We start from the raw sequence: 19550 nt of genomic DNA on the forward strand, positions 1-19550 counted from the left end.
AGAAATTGAGATGCCACCGGCGCACCCGGTTGGTTAGCGTCAGGCCTCGTGGCAGACGTTGTTGAGATCCCCCGGGCACGCGGTCGCGGACATGCCGACGCCCTGATGCGGTGGGTCGTCGTCGAGGCGCAACGGTTGAATTGCGAAGCGATTCACTTGGATTCCGGCGTCGGCGCGGACCGCGCGGCCGCGCATCGGCTGTACATGCGCAACCGCTTCGACATCACCGCACACCATTTCAGCCGGCTACCGGACTGAGCGCGCCGGCGGGGTCAGACAGGCCACAGCGCTCCACATCTTGTCGCCCGGCTTGCGCGGATCGGGCTGCGGCAACAGGGCCGCCAGCCGCAACAGCAGCGGCAGTCGGCGAAACCGGCGGGCCGCAGGCAACAGCGGTTCGATGAGGGCCGTCGACCAACCGAGACCTTCGAAGAACGCGACCCCATTGGGCGGCCCGAACTTGATCGGCGCATTGCGCATCATGCCGTCGGTTCTGTCGTTCATCGTCGCCTTGATGCCGCCGGACCCGAAATCGAAGGTCCACCAGAATATTTCGGGACGCTGAAACGCGGCCGACAATCCGACGACGTCGGCATCGGTCAGATACATCAACAGACCTTCGGTGAGTACAAAGGCTTTGCTCGCCCCGGCGAGAGCATCGTCGAGGAAGGCCTCGCGAGCGCGGGGATCGGCAAGGTCGACGGCGTGACGCGAGAGCCGGCAGCGCGGGGTTTCCCCGGCCAGCAGTTGCTCTTTCTCGGCGACCAGGTCCGGGAGGTCGGCTTCCACCCACAGCAGATCTGAGGGCAGGTCGAGCCGGTAGGGCCGGGTGTCGAGCCCGGCGGCCAGGTTCAGCACCCGGTCGCACCCTTGGCTGATGGCCTCGGCGATCAGGTCGTCGATGATCTTGGTGCGGGCCACCAGCCACCAACCATCGCGGATGCTTCGTGGTGCGGCGGCGATGATGGCGTGGCCCTGTTCGCCGGCCAGCCGTTCGGCCAGCGGGTCGTGAAACAAGGCGTCCGGCCGCGCCGATTCCTTGGCGCGATGTGCGGTCACCCAGCGGGCGGTGTCGGAGACGTTCGAGACGAGCGAGCCCATGCGCGAAAGTGTTCCAGACCGTCGGCTCAGAAGACCGGCAGGTGCGCAGCGGCCACCAGCGGTAGGCGCCCGGCGCTCACGCTGCGCCCTTCGGTCATGGCGGGCACGCGGCCCCGGAAGGATGCGCCGTAGAAGGGATCGATCGGGGTGAGCGCGTCCGCGCCGCCGATGCTGTTACCGGCCCGCTCCAACCAACGTGCGATGCGATTCTTCATGGCTGACCTCCCTGTTTGACGTTGTCGTCGTTGGCTTTGACTCTGCTTGGTTGCAGGCGGCGACGGCATCGGTCGGCTGGCGGATGTCCGGGATGAATCGCGTGTCCGCCAATCGGGGGACGTCGTGCTGCCATGCTGGTGGCATGCCTCGCCTGCCCCGCCGCATCACCTCGGATCTGACCGCAGTGGTAGCGGGGCTGGAGGGCAAGCTCACCGAGCGTCGCCGCGACCTCAAAGTTCAGTTCGGGGCGTTTCGCGGTGTGCACGTGGTGGTCTACCGCGGGTATGTGGCAGCCGATGTGGCCAAGGTTCGGGTTCGGGTCATGGAAGCACCGGAACTGCCCGGCAACAGTCGCATCCCGTATTGGGATGTGGCGCAGAGCAATGTGCGACGGCACGCCACGCTGTCCATCGTCGGGGCCGAGGTCGAGTTGCGCATCGGCAGATACCGGGCCACCGAGGTCACCGACGGTCACGGCTTCGCCACCTTCTCGCTGCCGGTGCCCAAGCTGCGGGTCGGCTGGCACGCGGCGGAGGCCGTCGTCGCGGGCATCGACGATGACGACAGCGCCACCGGCACCGGGTGGGTACTCAAACCGTCCTTGGCCGCACCGTTTCTGGTGATCTCCGATATCGACGACACGATCCTGCTGACCGGTCTCACCGAGGGCGTGGCGATGGTGGCCAGGACGCTGCTGCGGCATGTGGAAGAGCGCACCGCCATCCCCGGCATGTCGGCGCTCTACCGGGGCCTGGCGCGGGGCATCCCCGGTCGCACCGGTAGCCGCCGCCCCGAGCCGGCGTTCTTCTACGTGTCCACGGGAAGTTGGTCGTTCTATTCGATGCTCGAACAATTCGTCGAGCTCCGCGCCTTTCCACCGGGCCCGATGTTCCTCACCGACTGGGGTCCGACCGATCGCTATCTGCGGCGCAGCGGCGCCGAGCACAAGCGCTCAGCTGTGCGCCGGCTGTTCGAGGCCTATCCCGGAATGCGGTTCGTATTGATCGGCGACAGCGGACAGCGTGACCCGGTGATCTACGAAGAGCTGGCGCGCGAGTTTCCGGGGCGGGTGCTTGCGGCCATCATCCGGCAGGTCGGTGCCGACGACGAGGAGCGGAACTCGGCATTGTCCGAGCACGCCGAGGCGCTGCGGGGCGAAGGCATCCCGATGCATCTGGTGGCCGATGCCGCGCAGGCTGCGGCCGTGGCCCACAGTCTGCGCCTCTGCGATGCCGACACGGTGTCGGAGGTTCGCGCCGAACTGGATCACTAAACCGCAACACCATTATTTGCTGTACTGGTAGTCTGCGCAGCGTGCGGGTGTCAGGTTATTTCGCAGGTGGTGTGCTTGCGCTGGGGATCGGTGCTGGGCTGTTCCTCGGGCACGGGGTCGCGTCGGCTGCCCCCGACGGCGCCGGCTCGCCGGAGAAGTCGGTGACGAAGCCCGCCGCCAAATCCGCGCGTGAGGCTGTCCGGCACGAGTCGGTGCGCAACCAGAGCCACCGGACGGCCACCCAGCCGACGGCACATCTGTCCCCCGCAATCTCGGTGAGCCTGCCGCCGATGCCCGTCACCCGTGGCGCCTCGTTCACGGTGTCCACCGACTTCATGAAGCCGTTCGCCACGAATTTCGTTGCGGCCGGCGGTGATCCGGCCGACAGCGCGCGGTTCTTCTTCGGCGACCTGGCAGTCAAGAGTCTGGACGCCCTCGCCGAGGACAACATTCCGACACAGCAGACGAGCCTGTTGCTGGGCAACCTCGCGGCGTCGGGTTACTTCGGCGGAATCTGGTTGCGCGACAATCTGAGCACCAGCCCCACCAACACTCCGGCGATCGCGATACCCACCCTGGTGCCCTCGCCGATCGACCTCTCGCCGTCAGCGATCGGCATCCGGTTGTTCGACGCAGTATCGGGCGGGCTGACGGCCGTTGCGGCCAAGGCACCGGACTGGGTGGTCTCGACTGTCGCACACGTCTCGGTGCCGGTGTTGCTGGCGCTCTACGGGTACAACCGTGGCTATCTACAGGTGGTGCTGGAGCATCCGCCGGCCGGCGTGCCGTCGATGCAGGACACGTTGACCTGCGACAGCTTTCTGGCGTGCAACTCGACCGCTTTTCCGCTGGAGTTGGCCACCCGGTATGACGATGCGCTGAGCACGCTGCGCGACCCGACCAGTCCTGGCTGGGCAGAGATGTCCATGTGGACCACCGTGCTGGAGGGTGCGACAGGCGCGGGGCGCTTCGTCTGGGAGGGGTTGGCCCGCGCGGGGTTCTCCCCCACGTCCTACACGGCGCTGGTGCAACTGAGTTCGGCCTATCTCATGGTCAGTAAGGCGGCCGTGCTGGCCAGCATGACGGCCTACGCGGACGGCGATACGGCCGTCGGCCGCAGCGCACTGCGGCTGCAGGCGGGGCTGTGGATGTGGTCAGGTGCCTATTTCGCGGGCCTGGCCTCGGGCGCCGCTCGCGGTACCATCCCCAAGATCGTTGTGGCTTAACCGCTTACAGCGATATCAGCCAGGCAACGCCGAACGCGGCGGCGACCGAGGCCGCCGTCAGCGGAATCCCGAATCGCACGAACGTCGCGACGCTGTACCCGCCCGGCTTCATCACCATCAAGTTGGACTGGTGGCTGAAGGGGTTGAGGAACGTGAACGAGATGCACGTACCGATCAGCGTCAGCAGCAGAATCGGATTCAGCCCGGTGGACTCGGCGACGGTCAGCGCCACCGGCGTGAGGATGGCCGCCGCGGCGGCGTTGGTCACGACGTTGGTCAGCACCGTGGTGATCACTGCGATCACCAAAATGACCAGTGCTGTGCTTCCGGCCGACAGCTTCAGGATCACCGATGAGATGTGTTCACCGAGACCGCTGTTGACGACGATCACACCGAGCCCGATGGATCCCGCGATGATGGCGAGAATGTTCCAGTTCAACGCCCGCGCGGCCGAGCGCGGTGTGAGGACCTTGGTGAGGACCATCAGAGTCGCCCCGGTGACGGCGATCAATTCGATGGGCGCCACGTCGAACGCAGCACTGGTCACCACGCCAACGAGGATGGCCAGGGCAACCCACGTCTTGGCGGTCTGTGGCGCCTTGCCTGCGACGGTCTGCCACAGCCCGACCAGCGGGTGGTCGGTGAGCGCGTCCACGGAACTGGTTGTCACGAGACACATCTCGCCCGGCAGGGCTGGCGTGTCGCGCAGCAGCTTGGTGCTTTGCGCGGCGACCACCTGCACGTCCTCCTCCTCTTCGAGGTCGCGCACACTGGCCGACTCGTCAGTGGCGATCGAGACCAGATACAAGGCTTGAGCCGCATGCCCGAATCGCGGGCTGGCCCAGAGCATTCGCACACCGGACTCGGTGGCCCGATAAACCAGCACGTCGTCGGTCTGGATCACGCTGTCCGGCTCGAGACAGTCGCCCCAGCGCTGGATCTCCACCAGTTCGAACTCCGGAGTGGCTCGCACACCCAGCGCTGCGGCCGTGCGGCCGACGGCGTTGGCCCCGCCCGCCACCGGAATCTCTGCCCGCCACACCAATTCGCGCTCCAGCGGCTCGGCACGGCCACGCAACATCAGCGGAGCCGTGATCACCAACACCAGCCATCCGATCAAGGCCACCGGCACCGCAATGGGGACGAACGAGAACATCGTGATGCCGACGCCCGACGCCGTAGCCAGCCCGGCGATGAGCAGATTGGAACTGGTTCCGATCAGGGTGGCCGAGCCGGCCAGGGTGGTGGCGTGCGCGATGGGCAACAGGACGCCACGGGCCGGAACGCCGGACTGCTGTTCGAGCTCCCTGGTCGCGGGGATCAGCATCGCCACGATCGGAGTGGTGTTGATCAGTGCGGAGACCACGCCGACCGGTGGGATGAGCCGACGCAACACCTGTCCGGTGTTCTGCACCCCTGACAGCAGGCGATGGGTGACTCGGCTGATGACCCCGGTGTACAGCACGCCCTTGGCGATGACGAGCATCGCGGCGATGGTGATGACGCCGCCGTTGCTCAGCCCGGCGAACAACTCGGCGGGCGTGGCGATGCCCGCGATGCCCGCCACCACGAGTGCGCAGATCAGCGCGAGCACGGCAGGCTGCCGGCCGGTCGTCATCACGACGAGAGTGACGACGACAATGACGGCGGCCAGGATGGTCATGGCTGCCATTCTGGTGCCTCATCGGTTCAGCGGTGTTAAGTTGCCTCCGTAGTCACTGCGGTGATTGGGGGGTCGTCGATGTCAGATCACGATTGGTCGAAGCCCGCTGCAAAGGCCATCCCGAAAGAGGGCTACTTCACCCTTGAACGCGGGCGCTACGGACCCGTCTTCCCGCGCACGCCCGCCTGCTATGGCTTCTCGATCATCGCCAAAGTCAAAGAGGGACGCGAGGACGCCGTCCGCGCTTACGGCAAACAGATCGAGGAGGCGATCGCGGCCAGCCCGGACGTACTGGCGCCACTGCGGTTGCACTACCTGCGGTGGGTGTTGTTCGACGTCGGCTCCGGATTGCATTTCCAATACCAGGGCATCTTCGACACCGACTTCGACAAATACACCGAGGACGCGGTGCAGTTGTTCAGCCAAACCGGGATCACCACGGTCTTCACGAATCTCGAGGGCTTTCCTGAAGATTGGAAGGAAAACCCGGACGCGTTCGTGAAGTTCGTGCGTGACCATCAATGCCCGAGCTTCTTGGAATACGGCGAATACCCCTACGTCACCGCCGACGAGATCAAGAAGGCACTGCGGCTCAAGGACGCCTTCTCGACGATGCTCGACCAGATGCAGTGAGCGATGCGCAGTGACCGCGCTTGAGCTCGACGACATCCAGCACATCTTGCTGACCCGTACGCCGGCCATCACCGGACGCTACGAGTTCCTGACCTTCGACACCCCGACCGGTGGCCGTGCATGGCTTACCGCACTTCTCGACAAGGTGCAGTCAGCCGCCGACGTACGCGCCACCATGGACACCTCCGATCGCTGGGTTACGTTGGCCTTCACGTGGACCGGCTTGCGGGCCCTCGGGGTGCCCGAAGAGTCGCTGGCGTCGTTTCCCGATGCCTTCCGCGAGGGCATGCCGGCCCGCGCCGAAATCCTGGGCGACACCGGTGCCGCCGCACCGGAGCACTGGGTCGGTGGATTGGCCGGTGACGACCTCCACGCAATAGCCATTCTGTTCTCCCGCACCGAGGAACAATGCAAGCGCTCCATCACCGAACACGACAAGCTGCTCGCGGCCACCGACGGCGTGCGAAGCCTGTCGTATCTCGACCTCAACGCCAACCCGCCGTTCAACTACGCGCATGATCATTTCGGATTTCGTGACCGGCTGTCCCAGCCGGTGATGAAAGGCTCAGGCGAAGAGCCGACTCCCGGCTCGGGCGATGCCCTGGAGCCCGGCGAGTTCATCCTCGGATATCCCGACGAGAACGGGCCCGTGCTCAATCTTCCCGCGCCAGAGGTGTTGTCGCGCAACGGAAGCTACATGGCGTATCGGCGACTCGAGGAGCACGTGGCCGTGTTCCGGGACTACCTACGAGCCAACGCCGACACCCCGGACGGCGAGGAACTGCTGGCGGCGAAATTCATGGGCCGCTGGCGCAGCGGTGCCCCCCTGGTGCTGGCGCCCGATAAGGACGATCCCGAACTGGGCGCCGACCCGATGCGCAACAACGACTACAACTACAAAGAGATGGATCCTTTCGGCTATGCCTGCCCGCTGGGATCGCACGCACGCCGGCTCAACCCGCGCGACACCGCCCACTACATGAACCGCCGCCGCATGATCCGCCGAGGCGCCACCTACGGGCCCGCACTACCCGAGGGCGCGCCGGACGACGGGGTCGAACGCGGAATCGCCGCGTTCATCATCTGCGCTGACCTGGTGCGCCAGTTCGAGTTCGCCCAGAACGTATGGATCAACGACAAGACCTTCCACGAACTCGGCAACGAACACGACCCAATCTGTGGAAGCCAGGACGGAACACTGGATTTCACCGTCCCGAAGCGCCCCATCCGAAAGGTCCACAAGGGCATCCCGGCGTTCACGACCCTCACCGGCGGGGCCTACTTCTTCCTCCCCGGACTGAACGCACTGCGCCATCTCGCCACGCTCGGCACGTAGGAGAAGGATCATGCGGGCACGCACCTACAACCAGAGTCACGTCGCACGTCAGCACGATGGACGCAGGCGAGTCAGCATCTATTGGACGTGGAGCTATCCGTGGGAGGCGCAACGGGATCCGGCCGGGATCTACAACCGGTTCTCCACCATGACCGAGGTGCGCAACGTGGCGTGGCCCGCTTACGAGACGGCGGAATACGCCGAAGCGAACTTCCTACAGGGCATCGCCGGAACACTCGAACTCTTTCACCGGTCCACCATTTCGTTCCAAGAGCTCACCGAGGAGACCACCGGACATCCCGTCGCGGTGTTCCAGCGCATCGACCAGGCCGGCTACCGGCAGCCGATCGACGACCGAATTCTCGCCGACACCGACACCCTGATGGTCTTCGGCCTCGATCATCTGGTGTCCGAGCAGCACGCCGAACCCGAGGAGATCGCAGCCATCGAGAACTGGCTGCAGCGTGAGGGGACCTGCCTGGTGCTCGCACCCCACCATGACGTCGGGTTCACCGACGACCTCACCCAGCGCCAAATCGAGTACGAACATCACGGCGACCGGCTCGTTCCTCGTCAGCAGCGCTTCGGCCAGTACACCCGTTCGCTGATGAAAGCGCTGCACGTGCCGGTCCACAACATCTGGGGATTGCGACCAGCGGTCATCGAGGGCACCCGAGAGATCGCTCCACTCAACGGGTTTCGTGATCTCGACAGCTCACGGCTGCTCGACAACGTGACGACCTTCAACTTCCATCCGCACCTGCCGCACTACGAGCTGACCGCACCCGAAGGACCCGAGTTGCGTGTGCTGGGACGTCAGAAGGTGGACCCGCACCGGCCTCATCCATTCACCCAACAAGGCAACACCGAGTTCAACGCGCTGATCTGGATGCCGCCGGCGGCCAAGCGTGCCGGCGATATCGTGCTCATCGACTCCACCCACTTCACGACGCTGTTCGGCGGGACGGACAGCCTGCGCAACCTATGGCGCAACCTGGTCACGATGGGTTAGCGAGAGGCATCCCGCGCACCTCAGAGGTCACGCTCGAGCAGCACCGCGCCGGCATCGGCGGAAATGATTTGCACCGAGGCGATTTCGTCGACGGGCATCGAGGTGCTGCCGCCTAAGGATGCCGGCATCCCGATTCGCGCCGTCCAGGTGGCCAGCTCGGTCCGGCTGCCGTCGCGTCCCACCGCCACCATCGCCAGCTTGTCGCTGGCTTCGTCGCCGTCGTAGTCGACGTCCATCGGCCCGGCCTCGTAGGTGCATTGCATCTCGATGCGGGTGCCCCACGCGCGACGGGTGAGAGTGACTGTGGCGGTGAGAGGTACGGGCTTCTTCGGTGTCATCGTCAGCGCTGATGCCTGGCTGGGTTGCGGTGCCGGTGTCACCACCATCGGGTTGGATTGGCTCGCGACGAACAGGCCGATGGCCAACGCCGCTGCCGCGGCCAACGTCCACGTCGCCGCGCGTGACCGACGCCGTCGGGTATTCACCGTGGCCAGCAGCTCGTCCCGCAACGGCGGCAATCCGGCATACCCATCGGGCTCATCAAGGGTGTCCACGTAACCGCGGTCGATCTGAGACAGCAGCGCCCGCATACCGCCGAGGTCGGTGACCGCGTCGGCGCAGGAGGGGCACGCCTTGAGGTGCACTTCGAATTCCCGCCGCTCCGCACACGACAGCGACCCCAGCACGTATGCCGCATCCCACAGCGCGTACGGGTGGGTGCCGCCGGGTGAGGACGGACCGTCGACGGTGGTCATCACATCAGCCTGACGTCAGGCCTTCGAAGAGCCGCGTGATCAGCATGATGACGAAGCTGTCGAAGTCGCCGCGCAGGCGCTGCTCGTCCGCCACGAACGGACGCTGCATCGACATCCCCAAGAGCACGACTTCCATGAGTCGCACCGACTCGTCGATCACGTGATCCGGCGCCGCCTCACCGGCGATTGATCGGAGCAAGCCGGCGAACTGGCGCCGCTGGGTATCGCGGAACTCGAGGTATGCGGTGCGCAGAAAGTCGTTGTGGTTGGCGGCCGCCCCGAACTCGACGACAAAGGTGACCGTGTCGAGGTTGTCGATGAATAGGGTGTACAACAAACCGGCTGCGTCGGCCAGGTTGTCGCCCACGGAATCTGTGGGCATCAGTTGAGTCGCGGCAGTCTCGAACAGTTTGGTCGCCACGTCGTTGATGGCGGCGTCGAAGAGCTTCTCTTTGGTTTCGAAGTGATAGTGCAGGAGGGTCTGCGACACCTTGGCCGTGTTCGCGATCAACCGCATCGAGGACTTCTCGTACCCGTAGGCGCGGAAACACTGCACCGTCGCCTCCAAGATCCGCTGCCGGGCGTCGCCGCCCGTGGCCTCGGGGAGCCCGACACCGTCGTTCGCCGCAACCGTTGGTGTCGACATCGACACTCCTCGCTCGTTGATGACCTATTCCTGATCGCGCAATCAGTGTCCTCTAGTTTGGGACACGAGTGGCGATTCCGGTTGGTTCATGAGGAAACCAGTGATTTCACATCTTCGCGAGCGTGGCACGCGGGCGCCTGAGGGGGTCAGAGAGAAGACGGACTCAGCTCACCGGCATGCAGCCTGAGCACGCGGCGAACCTTCGCGGTGCGGCGCAGGCGCCTCGTCCAGGCGACCGCGAACGCGCCCAGCATCAGGATCGACAGTGCCGCGAGCCACGGGTAGCCGCCGTGACCGTGCACCCACGTCACCACCGCGCCCTGGATGCGACCCGCGCCGGTGATCACCGGGTCGTCCGGTGCTGCGGTGCCGTTGAAGATACGTATCTCGTACGCCCCGTAGTAGCCGACATACAAGCCGACGAGCAGTACCAGAGCGCCGCCGAACCTGTTGATATACGGCAGGATTCGACGCATGCGGTAGACCCCGACGGGGTTGGCGAAGGCCGCGGCGATGGCCAGCACACCGACGATCAGCGACATGCCCGCGGCGTAGACCAGATAGGTCAGCAACCCGTTGACGATCAGGCCGCTGCGAAAGCTGGCCGCGGTCACGGCCAGAAACGGTCCGATGGTGCACGACAGCGACGCGATCGCGTAGCCCACCCCGTAGCCGAACATCGAGCCGCCGCGCGCGGTCGGCGCCCACCGGCTGCTGCGGGTCACCGGGTTGAAGCCGGGGAGGTGACGGCCGGCCAGCGACCAGATGCCGAGTCCGACGAGCACTAAACCGATCACCACCGTGACGTAGCTGCACGGTGGCGGCAGCGGACACGGTGAGCAGGCCGAAGGCGCCAAACACCGTCATGAAGCCAAGCACCATTTCGATGGTGGCCACTCCCGCGCGGCGCAACGCCGTGAGCTGGCCGGTGGCATCGCCGCGCACGACCAGCGTCATATAGACAGGCAGCATCGCGAAGCCACACGGATTGAGCACTGCCACCAATCCGGCGCCGAACGCAAGTCCCATCAGACTTTGTTCCACGATGCGCGCATGCCCCTGTCTTGTCGGGCGACCCGGAACTGTCGTCTGTGTACGACACGAGCCAGACTGGCCCCGGGTTCAATCGCCTGTCAGTGACCCGAACCGGCCACCACCCGAGAATGGCCGGGTTGAGCGATGCGGCCGTGGACGGTGGGCTCGTAGGTTCGGCCCATGACCGAGACTGCCCGCGACGAATCCAGCACCGATCAGCGCCACACGTCCACCTACGCGGTGTGGCTGCGTGTCATGGCGTTGGTGTACGACCCGTTCGTCTGGCTGGGCGAGTTAGTCGGCATGCGACGCCGGCGGCGGGCGCTGGTGGCCGACGCCTTTGGGCGGGTCGTCGAGGTCGGCGCCGGAACCGGGCTCAACGTCCGGCACTACCCCGACAGCATCGACGAGCTCGTGTTCACCGAACCCGAGCCGGGTATGCGCCGGAAGCTGGCCCGGCGCCTCGAGCGGGTCGGGCGCACCGCGAACATCGTCGACGCGTCCGCGCTTCATCTCCCCTTCGCCGACGCCTCAGTGGACACCGTCGTCTCGACGCTGGTGCTGTGCACTGTCCCGGACCCCGAGGGCGCCCTTCGAGAGATCCACCGTGTCCTGCGCCCGGGCGGGCAACTGCTGTTCATCGAACACATTCGAGCGAGCTCACGATTCCTCGCGGCCTACCAGGACATGATGCTGCGTCCATGGCGTGGTTTCGCCGGCGGATGTGTGTGCAACCGTCCGACCCTGGATTTGATGCACTCCTGCGGATTCACCGTGCGGGCCGATGCCGCCGTCTGGCACGGGATGCCCGCGATTGTTCACCCGCTCGCGATCGGCCGGGCCACTGCATGAGGGCCATGCACTACGTGCACGCTGGGCTCGCCGGCCTCGCCGGATCCGGCTACGTGGTCGCCGCTGTGGTGTCAGCGGCACCGGCAAGCGCTGCGCCACAATGTAATTCGAGCATTCAATTCTGTGGTGACAACTCGCTGACGCCAGCGGCTTTCGCACCCGGTGCGCTGGCTCCGATCGTTCTCGTCGGCGAGGGCACGGCCGACCATCCGAACGGCGGACTGCTGATCGGCAACGGGTTCAGCCCAGACCCCGCGACGTGCGGTACGGCCTGCAACGGGGGCAACGGTGGCTGGCTGCTCGGTAATGGCGGAGTGGGCGCCAACGGCGGAAAGGGCGGCAACGCCGGATTGTTCGGCTCCGGTGGACGGGGCGGCAACGGGACCGCCGAGCATGTCGACGCAGGAATGGGCGGCCACGGCGGTGTCCTGATGGGCAATGGCGGCAACGGTGGTTTCGGTGCTCCCGGCGGTGGTTCCCGCGGTCGGGGAGGCGACGGCGGCATATTCGGTGGTCACGGCGGCGGAGGCGGGACCGCGGGAGACGGATCCGCGGGAAGCAACGGCGGGACCGACGGCCGAGGAGGCGACTCCGGCCCGTTCGGCGGGATCGGCGGCAACGGCGGCGACGGCGGACGCGGCGGCGGAAACCTCAGCAATGGCGGCGCCGGAGGCGCCGGCGGTAACGGCGGCCTGTTTCACGGCGGCGGCGGTGGTGGCCAGGGCGGTGACGGCGGCACCAACGCAGCCGGCGGTCAAGGCGGCCGCGGAGGCAACGGTGGCGTCATCAGCGGCCGGGGCGGATTCGGTGGCGATGCTGGAAATGCCAGCAGCAGTGGCGGTTTCAGTGGTGGTCGAGGCGGCGATGGCGGCGCCGGTGGCATCTTCGGTGTTGGCGGTGGCGGCGGCGACGGCGGTACCGGGGGCGGCACGACGAACGGCACCACAGGGCGTGGCGGCGACGGCGGCGCGGGTGGCAGCGGCGGAATGTCCGGCGGCGACGGTGGGGTCGGCGGCCACGGCGGCAGTGCGACCACCGGTACCGGCGGCCAGGGCGGCCGAGGTGGCCAAGGCGGTGCCGGAGTGATTTTCGGCGGCCACGGTGGTGCTGGTGGCCCCGGCGGGAACAGCGCATCCGGACCGGGCGGGGCCGGCGGCTCTGGGGCCAACGGCGGCACGGGGGTCGGTGGGACGACAGCAGGCCAGGGCGCGACGGCGGGCAGTCCGCCTGTCGGTGGCACCGGCGGCGCCGGCGCCCCGGCCGCCGGGGCGCCCGCCCCGGCGACAGCCCGCGCTAGCCGCTACTCGACGATGGCGTCCAGACGCTCGGTCACCCGAGCGAGTGCCGCGTCGAATACCTCCACCTTTTCCGAGCGCTTCTCACTGGCCGGCTGAGCGGCGCCGCGAGCTCCTTCCGCCTCGACCCGTGCTGCGCCTTGGCGGCGCAACAGGCTGAAGTTCTTCTCCCGCGCTTGCCGCAGGCGGTGCTGCAAATCCTTCAGCTGCTTGGCGTCCATGCGGGCCAGCGCCTCGGGGTGGCTCTCCCCGATCAGCGAGTCTTCCTGCGGAGTCAGGTTCACGTGGTGGTTGCTCACTGTTGTTTCATAACCCGGGCCGATCGCCCGGAAACGATGAATCGCCGCGCTGCTCGCCGAACCTTCCGCAAGGCGCCACACGATGTTTACCCCGCCCGATCCCGGGTTGCTGGAGTCGCACCATTAGGACGCCGTTCGTCGCTAGACTCCCCTGCACACCTCGGTCGGGAGACATCGCATGGGACACCATCGCGCCGCGCGTCCGCGCGCAAGCACCGCTGGAAGATGTGTCGGCCGCATCGGGGCCTTGGCTGTCGCGCTCGGGGTGGGCACGTTGATCGCCGGCGGCGGTGGCCTCGCGTGGGCCGACACCCCGACGGGTTCGGCGACCGGCCATGCCGCGCCCGGTCGCAGCACCAATCCGGTGGCCGGGGGCCAACTCGGCAAGACCAGGGTCGGCAACGGCGGGCGTCCCGCAGCACGTACACCGAGCGCACCCCGAATTGCCTTATCGCGCAACGCGAATGCTGCGGTGCTTGATCTCGTCAACGCACCTACCCAGACTCTGCTCGGCCGGCCTCTGATCGGCAATGGATCTGCAGGCACCGCGGCCCACCCCAACGGCGGAGCCGGAGGCCTGTTGTACGGCAACGGCGGAGCTGGCTGGAACAGCACCACCGACGGGGTCGCCGGCGGAAACGGTGGAGCCGCAGGACTGTTCGGCAGCGGCGGAGCCGGTGGTACCGGCGGTGCCGGCGCCAATGGCGGGCGGGGCGGCAGCGGCGGTCTGCTGTCCGGTGACGGCGGGGCCGGTGGACTCGGTGGGGCTGCGACGCTCGGCGTCAATGGCTCCAACCCCGGCAATGGTGGCGCTGGCGGCAGCGCTGTCCTGTTCGGCAGTGGCGGAGCCGGCGGCCAGGGCGGCGCGGGCCTCGCCGGGACGGCTGCCACCACACCAGACGGCGGAACGGCGGCCACGGGCACAGCCGGTCTGGCCGCCGGCAACGTCGGCGGTCCCGGTGGCGTCGGCGCCGACGGGACGGAGGGCCAGGTCGGCGGCACTGGCGGGGCTGGCTATAGCCCTGACGTTTCGCTGTCCGACGCCGACGCGGCCGGTGGTTCTGGTGGTATCGGTGGTGTCGGGGGTGGCGGCACGAGCGCCAGCAGCGCCGGCGGTACCAGAGGTGCCGGTGGCGCCGGCGGCAATGGCGGCCTGCTGTTCGGCAGTGGCGGTGGCGGAGGCCGAGGTGGTACCGGCGGCACCGGAGGTACCGGAGGCACCGCAGCCAACGGCGGTGGAGGCGGCGCGGGCGGTACCGCGACCACGTCCGGCAACGCAGACCTCAATGCGGTGGGTGGCGGCGGCGGAACCGGCGGCGTCGGCGGCGTCGGCGGGACTGGAGCTTCCGGCGGAACCGGTGGGGTCGGCGGGGACGGTGGCCGAGGCGGCCTGTGGTTCGGCGTCGGCGGCGCCGCCGGGACGGGTGGCACCGGCGGCATCGGTGGAGAGGGCGGTCTCGGCGGCGACGGTGGGCAGGGCGGCGATGGCGGAAGTGCGTTCGCGTTCAGCGGCGGCAACGAGTTCGGGATCGGTGGCGACGGCGGAGCCGGCGGAAGCGGTGGTGTCGGCGGCGCGGGCGGCCAAGGGGGCACGGGCGGTGCGGCCGGCTCAGCGGGACAGGGCGGCCTCGGCGGTCATTCCGGTTCGACCGGTCTCATCGGTGCCGCCGGCTCCGGAGGAAGCGGTGGCGCCGGTGGCACCGGCGGCCACGGCGGCTCTGGCGGGGTGACCGGAAAGCTTCCGTCGTCCCCCGACAACCCCGCGATCGGACCGTCGGGCAGCACGGGTGGCACGGGAGCGCACGGCGGCCAAGGTGCGACCGGCGCTTCCGGTGCGTGACTCCACTCCCCTACATCATTTGACCCATACCTCGATTGGGCGAACACATAGTTCAGCCGAAGCCCATGTGTCCCTGTGCGCCATACGTTGAGCCACATGAACACGATCACAGGCATCACGAAGTTGGCGGTCTACGGCGCACTGTTCGGCGGCATCGGCGCTGCCGCTCTCGGTATCGGAACCGGCCTGGCACAAGCCGACTCCGCGGTGCCCGCGGTTACCCACCAGGTCCAGTCATACGACCGCGGTGACCAGGAAGTCGTGGAGCGGGGTCACCCGATCCCGATCCAAGGCGACGACAGCGGCACCCACGTCCCCGGCTCTGTGCACACGGCTCACCCGACAAGCGTCGGCCACCCGATCAGTGCGGATCGCGGCAGATAAAGCCGCGCCGGACCTACCATTCGACCAACCGAGGAGACGCTGATGACGCAGTCTGTGACTGCCAACGAAGCAGCCGACGAATTCTGCGAAGACTGCGGCTATGAGCCGGCGCTCAAGCGGACACTGAATGGCTTTCAGGTGTTTGCCATTTCGTTCGCCTCGCTGTCCGTCGCGGTCGGCATCTTCGCCACCTATGACGACGTGCTGCGTGATTCCGGACCGGTCGGCATCTGGCTGTTCCCGATCGTCGCCATCGGACAGATCCTGGTGGCGTTGGTGTACGCGCAGTTCGCCGCCCGCATCCCGTTGAGCGGTTCGTCGTATGCGTGGGCGTCGCGCCTGGCCAGTCCGAAGATCGGATGGTTCTTCGGCTGGCTCGCAGTCCTCAGTGCGGTCGCCAGTCCGGTGACGATCGACAACGCCCTGGCCAGTCAGTGCCTGATGCCACTTCTGGGCATGGAGCCGAACGAGACCACCGCGCGCATCATCACAGTGATCGTGTTGGTGATTCAGGCGATCCTGGCGATCGCCGCTACACGCATCGTCGGGTGGGTCAACTCGCTGTCGGTCGGTGTCGAGCTCGGCATTCTCCTGGTTATCGGTATCGCGTTGACCATCGCCATAGTGGTGAGCGGCAACGCCGCACCCGCCAACCTGTTCTCTCGCGGTATCACCGAAGGGAACCCGAACTTCTGGGCCATCGGCGGTGGGTTGATGGCCGCATCGATCATGGGCCTGTCCACTCTCGTCGGCTTCGAGACGGCGTCGAATATGGCTGAGGAGGCCAAGAATCCGACACGCAGCGTTCCGCGCGCGATCATCGGATCCGTGACGGCTGCCTCGGTTCTCGGGATGGTGTTCGTCATCATCCTCACGGTGTCGATCACCGACATGGCGAAGGTCTCCAACACCGAATCTCCGGTCGCCGAAATCATGAACCAGCGCTTCGGACCCGGGTTCGAGCGGCCATTACTCGCCGCCATCACGCTCGCCTTCTTCGGCGCCGCGTTGGTCAGCATGGTGTCAGGCGCCCGCTACATCTATGCCATGTCCCGCGACGGACGCTTTCCTGCCAGCAAGGTGATGGGACGGGTCAATGCGAAGACACGCACCCCGATTCCGGCGACGGTCCTGGTGCTGGCCGTCGGTGTGATCCTGATGGCGCTCATGCCGGGAGACGCTCTGCTGCAACTGATCATGGCCGGCGCGATCGTCACGATCTTGCCCTACCTGATGACGATCGTCCTGTACCTGGCGACCCGCCACAAGCTCGACCGCAAACCGGGCGGGTTCGACCTCGGCCGCTGGGAATGGCCGGTCGCGATCGGAGCCCTTGTGTGGGTGATCATTTCACTGTTCGTGGTGATCGCGACATCACCGACGTCGGCGCCGATCGTGCTCGCCTTCGGGTTGTCCGCCGCCGGGCTGCTGTACTTCGGCTACATGTGGAAGTTCAACCGCACCGTTCTCGAGCATGAGCCCGGCGATCCCAACATGTTCGAAGAGGTGAAGTGATCATGACCGCAAGCACCGTTCTCACCGGCCAGGTGGTCCGTCCCGGTGACGCCGACTATGCCGATGCCAGCAGGGGCTGGAACCACTTCTTCACCCACCGGCCGGCGGCCGTTGTGTACGCGCTTAGCACCGAGGACGTAGTCAACGCGCTGACATGGGCACGGCAGCAGAATGTTTCGGTACGAGTCCGCAGCGGCGGCCACGCGCTGGAAGGTTGGTCCGGCGTCGACGACGGCGTCGTCATCGACGTCAGCAAGATCAAATCAGTGACCATCGACGCGCAGGCACAGACAGCCACCGTGGGGGCCGGACTCAACCAGCTGGAGGCGGTCACCGGGCTGGGCGCGGCGGGGTTCGCAGCGCCCACCGGAACCGAAGGAAGCGTCGGGCTGGTCGGCGCGACGCTCGGCGGCGGCTTCGGCTTGTTGACCCGCATGTACGGGATGGCCTCGGACAACCTGCTGGCGGCCGAGGTCGTGGTCGCCTCAGCTGACGGTGGTGCTGACGTGGTCATTGCCGATGACGAGCACAATCCGGACCTGCTGTGGGCGCTGCGTGGAGCCGGCAACGGCAACTTCGGAATTGTCACGTCGCTGACGTACCGGATTCATCCCCTGACGCAGGCGATCTTCGTTGTGGCGACCTGGCGCGGGCTGGACCACCTTGAAGCGGTCTTCGACGAGTGGCAGCGGTGCGCGCCGTACGTCGACAACAGAATGACCAGTCAGCTGGAGATCGAGGGCGACCGGGTCGGTCTCCATGCCGTCCTCGCCGGCGGCTCGGAAGTCGAGGCGCTGCAGCTACTTTCACCAATCCTGGCGATCGGAAGCCCCGACGTCATGGTGCAGGACGCGAGTTGGCCAAAGATCTACGCGGGCTTCCAGATACCCATCGAGGAGGAACCGGCCAACTGGAAGTTCACCTCGCAGTTCATCACCGAACCGATGCCGCCCGAGGCGGTGCGCATCATCGCCGAGTTCATGGCGAAGGCGCCGGCGGGGTGCAACTACTTCACCAATGCGTTCGGCGGTGCGGTCGCGGCCAGTGAACCCTCGAACGGCTCGGCCTTCGCGCACCGCAGTGCGCTGTACTACGCCGAACCGGGTGCCGGCTGGGGTGTCCGCGGCGGCGCACCTGCTTCCGATGACGAGACCGCAGCGGCTCTTGGGTGGGTGGCCGAGATGAGCGAGGCCTTGGCGCCCTACGTCAACGACGCGTACGTCAATGTGCCCAACGCCGGTATGCCGGATTGGGAGCACGCGTACTGGGGCGCCAACGTCGACCGGTTGCGGCAGATCAAGGCGACCTACGATCCGGACGACGTGTTCACCTACGAGCAGAGCATTTCAGCGGGCTAGCCGCCGTTCATCAAGTCCGCGAGGAAACCCGGCAGCCGGCCTGCGCCGAAGTCGTAGAACCGCGCCCACAGCGGCGTGATCGAAATGCGCACCATCTCCGGATATGTCGAGTGCACGGCGCGTTCGAACTCGGCGAGCTCCTCACCGCTCATCGAGTTGCGCGCGGACGCCAAATACTCCTCGGTGACGCCGTCGACTGTCTCGAGCGTCGCCAGACCGCGCACAAGGAGCGCCTTGGCATTTTCCGGGGACGACCCGCCGTCGATCGTAAGAGCCACCTGCGGACGAACGGCCAGCGCGCGGGCTTTCGGTGAGGTCGGCGCCGTGGACACGACGATGCGGTCACCGGTCCAGTAAAAGCCGACGGGAATGACCCGCGGAAAGCCATCGTGGCCGTTGTAGGCCAGCCGGGCCATCGAACCGCCGAGCAACATCTGAGCGCCGGGATGATTGAGCTCGTCCGCCAACTGCTGCGTGTCCATCATGCAGGCGGCGCCGGCTGCAGCGGTCCGATGTAGCTCCCCGGATGGCTCGCGGCATCCTGTCGCGCGACCGGAACGCCACCGGCGATCCACGGAGCTTCCAGTCGCCCGGGTGAATTCGGCAGACTCACCGCGATCGTGTTCGGGACCCAGCCATTGGGCTCGGCCAGGAAGGTCAGGCGGCTGGCGGCGGAGGCTCCGGGCCCGAGTGTTACAGGTTGCGGGTCGCCGGCCTGTTGCGGCAGTTGGTAATCCGGACCCCACATCGGGTCGTCGGGGCCGATGAGGTCGACAACCGGATAGCCCTGAAGTTCGCAGGGCTGCGCTGAGGTGTTGGTGACGATCAGGTCGAAGTGGATCTGCGTGGCATCCCCCGGCGACGCGGGCGCACTTGTGCTCAGGCTCAGTGAATCGACAGCGCACGCGGGCAGGGCTGATGCGGCAGGACTCGCCACTACAGCAATGCTGACCGTCGCAACCGCCACCAGGACGGCACCTCTGAGCGAGTGTCTCGAGACCATCGCGACGCCCCTTTCCGCTTTGAGAAGTCTCCCACGAATTTCTGACGCAGTTTCTGGCGGAACAGCCCGCGGTGGCGTGGCGTTAGGTTGGACTGACGGACAGCTCCA

Annotated in this window: 20 protein-coding genes and 1 pseudogene; 12 read left to right on the forward strand and 9 right to left on the reverse strand. The window is 66.8% G+C overall.

The features are described 5' to 3' along the window. The first annotated feature begins 48 nt into the window (after positions 1-48). A complete protein-coding gene (locus K0O64_RS16630) occupies positions 49-258 on the forward strand; it encodes a GNAT family N-acetyltransferase (protein WP_071944087.1) in 210 nt (69 codons plus the stop codon). On the opposite strand, the gene K0O64_RS16635 is transcribed toward K0O64_RS16630, so the two are convergent. Further along, entirely contained in the window at positions 247-1101 is an 855-nt protein-coding gene (locus K0O64_RS16635) for a class I SAM-dependent methyltransferase (protein ID WP_071944085.1), read from the reverse strand. The genes K0O64_RS16630 and K0O64_RS16635 overlap by 12 nt on opposite strands. Positions 1102-1127: 26 nt before the next feature. After that, entirely contained in the window at positions 1128-1316 is a 189-nt protein-coding gene (locus K0O64_RS16640) for a hypothetical protein (protein WP_071944083.1), read from the reverse strand. Positions 1317-1459: 143 nt separating this feature from the next. Here K0O64_RS16640 and K0O64_RS16645 point away from each other — a divergent pair, with 143 nt between their 5' ends. Both K0O64_RS16645 and K0O64_RS16650 read left to right on the forward strand, forming a co-directional pair. After that, positions 1460-2590 (forward strand): phosphatase domain-containing protein, encoded by a 1131-nt coding sequence (locus K0O64_RS16645; RefSeq protein WP_071944080.1) that lies wholly within the window; start codon positions 1460-1462, stop codon positions 2588-2590. Between the two features lie 41 nt (positions 2591-2631). After that, positions 2632-3816: a hypothetical protein gene (locus K0O64_RS16650; protein WP_156909742.1), complete on the forward strand. Its 1185-nt coding sequence runs from the start codon at positions 2632-2634 to the stop codon at positions 3814-3816. Between the two features lie 4 nt (positions 3817-3820). On the opposite strand, the gene K0O64_RS16655 is transcribed toward K0O64_RS16650, so the two are convergent. Further along, positions 3821-5479 (reverse strand): SLC13 family permease, encoded by a 1659-nt coding sequence (locus K0O64_RS16655; RefSeq protein WP_071944075.1) that lies wholly within the window; start codon positions 5477-5479, stop codon positions 3821-3823. 78 nt (positions 5480-5557) lie between these two features. Between K0O64_RS16655 and K0O64_RS16660 the strand changes: the two genes are divergently transcribed. From K0O64_RS16660 to K0O64_RS16670, 3 genes are read left to right on the forward strand one after another with little or no spacing between them, the layout of a single operon-like run. Beyond that, on the forward strand, positions 5558-6112 hold the full coding sequence (locus K0O64_RS16660) for a hypothetical protein (protein WP_071944073.1): 555 nt from the start codon (positions 5558-5560) through the stop codon (positions 6110-6112). Between the two features lie 10 nt (positions 6113-6122). Continuing rightward, positions 6123-7448, forward strand: a complete 1326-nt coding sequence (locus K0O64_RS16665; protein WP_071944071.1) for a Dyp-type peroxidase — start codon at positions 6123-6125, stop codon at positions 7446-7448. A gap of 10 nt (positions 7449-7458) precedes the next feature. Next, positions 7459-8460: a hypothetical protein gene (locus K0O64_RS16670; RefSeq protein ID WP_071944069.1), complete on the forward strand. Its 1002-nt coding sequence runs from the start codon at positions 7459-7461 to the stop codon at positions 8458-8460. Between the two features lie 20 nt (positions 8461-8480). Here the strand turns inward: K0O64_RS16670 and K0O64_RS16675 are convergent, their stop codons facing one another. The 3 genes and pseudogenes from K0O64_RS16675 to K0O64_RS16685 all read right to left on the reverse strand — a co-directional run bounded on the left by K0O64_RS16675 (position 8481) and on the right by K0O64_RS16685 (position 10905). Next, a complete protein-coding gene (locus K0O64_RS16675; protein WP_071949780.1) occupies positions 8481-9215 on the reverse strand; it encodes an anti-sigma factor family protein in 735 nt (244 codons plus the stop codon). 4 nt (positions 9216-9219) lie between these two features. Further along, positions 9220-9861, reverse strand: a complete 642-nt coding sequence (locus K0O64_RS16680) for a TetR/AcrR family transcriptional regulator (protein WP_071949779.1) — start codon at positions 9859-9861, stop codon at positions 9220-9222. Positions 9862-10007: 146 nt separating this feature from the next. Continuing rightward, positions 10008-10905: pseudogene (locus K0O64_RS16685) on the reverse strand (cytochrome c biogenesis CcdA family protein). Between the two features lie 171 nt (positions 10906-11076). Here K0O64_RS16685 and K0O64_RS16690 point away from each other — a divergent pair. Both K0O64_RS16690 and K0O64_RS16695 read left to right on the forward strand, forming a co-directional pair. Further along, positions 11077-11748 carry a class I SAM-dependent methyltransferase gene (locus tag K0O64_RS16690; protein ID WP_071944067.1) on the forward strand — a complete coding sequence of 224 codons (672 nt, stop codon included), beginning with the start codon at positions 11077-11079 and terminating at the stop codon, positions 11746-11748. A gap of 5 nt (positions 11749-11753) precedes the next feature. Then, positions 11754-13142, forward strand: a complete 1389-nt coding sequence (locus tag K0O64_RS16695; protein WP_156909741.1) for a hypothetical protein — start codon at positions 11754-11756, stop codon at positions 13140-13142. Here the strand turns inward: K0O64_RS16695 and K0O64_RS16700 are convergent. After that, entirely contained in the window at positions 13049-13423 is a 375-nt protein-coding gene (locus tag K0O64_RS16700; RefSeq protein WP_225933471.1) for a hypothetical protein, read from the reverse strand. The two genes, K0O64_RS16695 and K0O64_RS16700, sit on opposite strands and share 94 nt — an antisense overlap. 166 nt (positions 13424-13589) lie before the next feature. Here K0O64_RS16700 and K0O64_RS16705 point away from each other — a divergent pair, with 166 nt between their 5' ends. From K0O64_RS16705 to K0O64_RS16720, 4 genes are all read left to right on the forward strand, one after another. Next, the gene (locus K0O64_RS16705) at positions 13590-15182 is read left to right on the forward strand and encodes a PGRS repeat-containing protein (protein ID WP_156909740.1); all 1593 of its coding nucleotides are present in this window, start codon (positions 13590-13592) and stop codon (positions 15180-15182) included. 96 nt (positions 15183-15278) lie between these two features. Beyond that, positions 15279-15566 (forward strand): hypothetical protein, encoded by a 288-nt coding sequence (locus tag K0O64_RS16710; protein WP_220045605.1) that lies wholly within the window; start codon positions 15279-15281, stop codon positions 15564-15566. Between the two features lie 42 nt (positions 15567-15608). Next, complete coding sequence (locus tag K0O64_RS16715; RefSeq protein ID WP_071944058.1) at positions 15609-17081, forward strand: APC family permease; 1473 nt, start codon at positions 15609-15611, stop codon at positions 17079-17081. Between the two features lie 2 nt (positions 17082-17083). Then, positions 17084-18439: an FAD-binding oxidoreductase gene (locus K0O64_RS16720; RefSeq protein WP_071944056.1), complete on the forward strand. Its 1356-nt coding sequence runs from the start codon at positions 17084-17086 to the stop codon at positions 18437-18439. Here the strand turns inward: K0O64_RS16720 and K0O64_RS16725 are convergent. Next, on the reverse strand, positions 18436-18921 hold the full coding sequence (locus tag K0O64_RS16725; RefSeq protein WP_071944054.1) for a pyridoxamine 5'-phosphate oxidase family protein: 486 nt from the start codon (positions 18919-18921) through the stop codon (positions 18436-18438). The two genes, K0O64_RS16720 and K0O64_RS16725, sit on opposite strands and share 4 nt — an antisense overlap. Continuing rightward, positions 18921-19376, reverse strand: coding sequence for a DUF4232 domain-containing protein (locus tag K0O64_RS16730; protein ID WP_225933473.1), 456 nt, complete (start codon positions 19374-19376; stop codon positions 18921-18923). Before K0O64_RS16730 ends, K0O64_RS16725 begins: the two co-directional genes overlap by 1 nt. Positions 19377-19550: the final 174 nt, after the last annotated feature.

The organism is Mycolicibacterium pallens, from assembly GCF_019456675.1.
Classification (GTDB): Bacteria; Actinomycetota; Actinomycetes; order Mycobacteriales; family Mycobacteriaceae; genus Mycobacterium; species Mycobacterium crocinum.

Excerpts from the sequence above, each read along its gene's own strand:
- K0O64_RS16635 (WP_071944085.1), bottom strand. The coding sequence starts at position 1,101 with ATGGGCTCGCTCGTCTCGAACGTCTCCGACACCGCCCGCTGGGTGACC.
- K0O64_RS16710 (WP_220045605.1), top strand. The coding sequence starts at position 15,279 with ATGAACACGATCACAGGCATCACGAAGTTGGCGGTCTACGGCGCACTG.
- K0O64_RS16645 (WP_071944080.1), top strand. The coding sequence starts at position 1,460 with ATGCCTCGCCTGCCCCGCCGCATCACCTCGGATCTGACCGCAGTGGTA.
- K0O64_RS16640 (WP_071944083.1), bottom strand. The coding sequence starts at position 1,316 with ATGAAGAATCGCATCGCACGTTGGTTGGAGCGGGCCGGTAACAGCATC.
- K0O64_RS16720 (WP_071944056.1), top strand. The coding sequence starts at position 17,084 with ATGACCGCAAGCACCGTTCTCACCGGCCAGGTGGTCCGTCCCGGTGAC.
- K0O64_RS16680 (WP_071949779.1), bottom strand. The coding sequence starts at position 9,861 with ATGTCGACACCAACGGTTGCGGCGAACGACGGTGTCGGGCTCCCCGAG.
- K0O64_RS16675 (WP_071949780.1), bottom strand. The coding sequence starts at position 9,215 with ATGACCACCGTCGACGGTCCGTCCTCACCCGGCGGCACCCACCCGTAC.
- K0O64_RS16715 (WP_071944058.1), top strand. The coding sequence starts at position 15,609 with ATGACGCAGTCTGTGACTGCCAACGAAGCAGCCGACGAATTCTGCGAA.
- K0O64_RS16690 (WP_071944067.1), top strand. The coding sequence starts at position 11,077 with ATGACCGAGACTGCCCGCGACGAATCCAGCACCGATCAGCGCCACACG.
- K0O64_RS16725 (WP_071944054.1), bottom strand. The coding sequence starts at position 18,921 with ATGGACACGCAGCAGTTGGCGGACGAGCTCAATCATCCCGGCGCTCAG.
- K0O64_RS16660 (WP_071944073.1), top strand. The coding sequence starts at position 5,558 with ATGTCAGATCACGATTGGTCGAAGCCCGCTGCAAAGGCCATCCCGAAA.
- K0O64_RS16655 (WP_071944075.1), bottom strand. The coding sequence starts at position 5,479 with ATGACCATCCTGGCCGCCGTCATTGTCGTCGTCACTCTCGTCGTGATG.
- K0O64_RS16695 (WP_156909741.1), top strand. The coding sequence starts at position 11,754 with ATGCACTACGTGCACGCTGGGCTCGCCGGCCTCGCCGGATCCGGCTAC.
- K0O64_RS16670 (WP_071944069.1), top strand. The coding sequence starts at position 7,459 with ATGCGGGCACGCACCTACAACCAGAGTCACGTCGCACGTCAGCACGAT.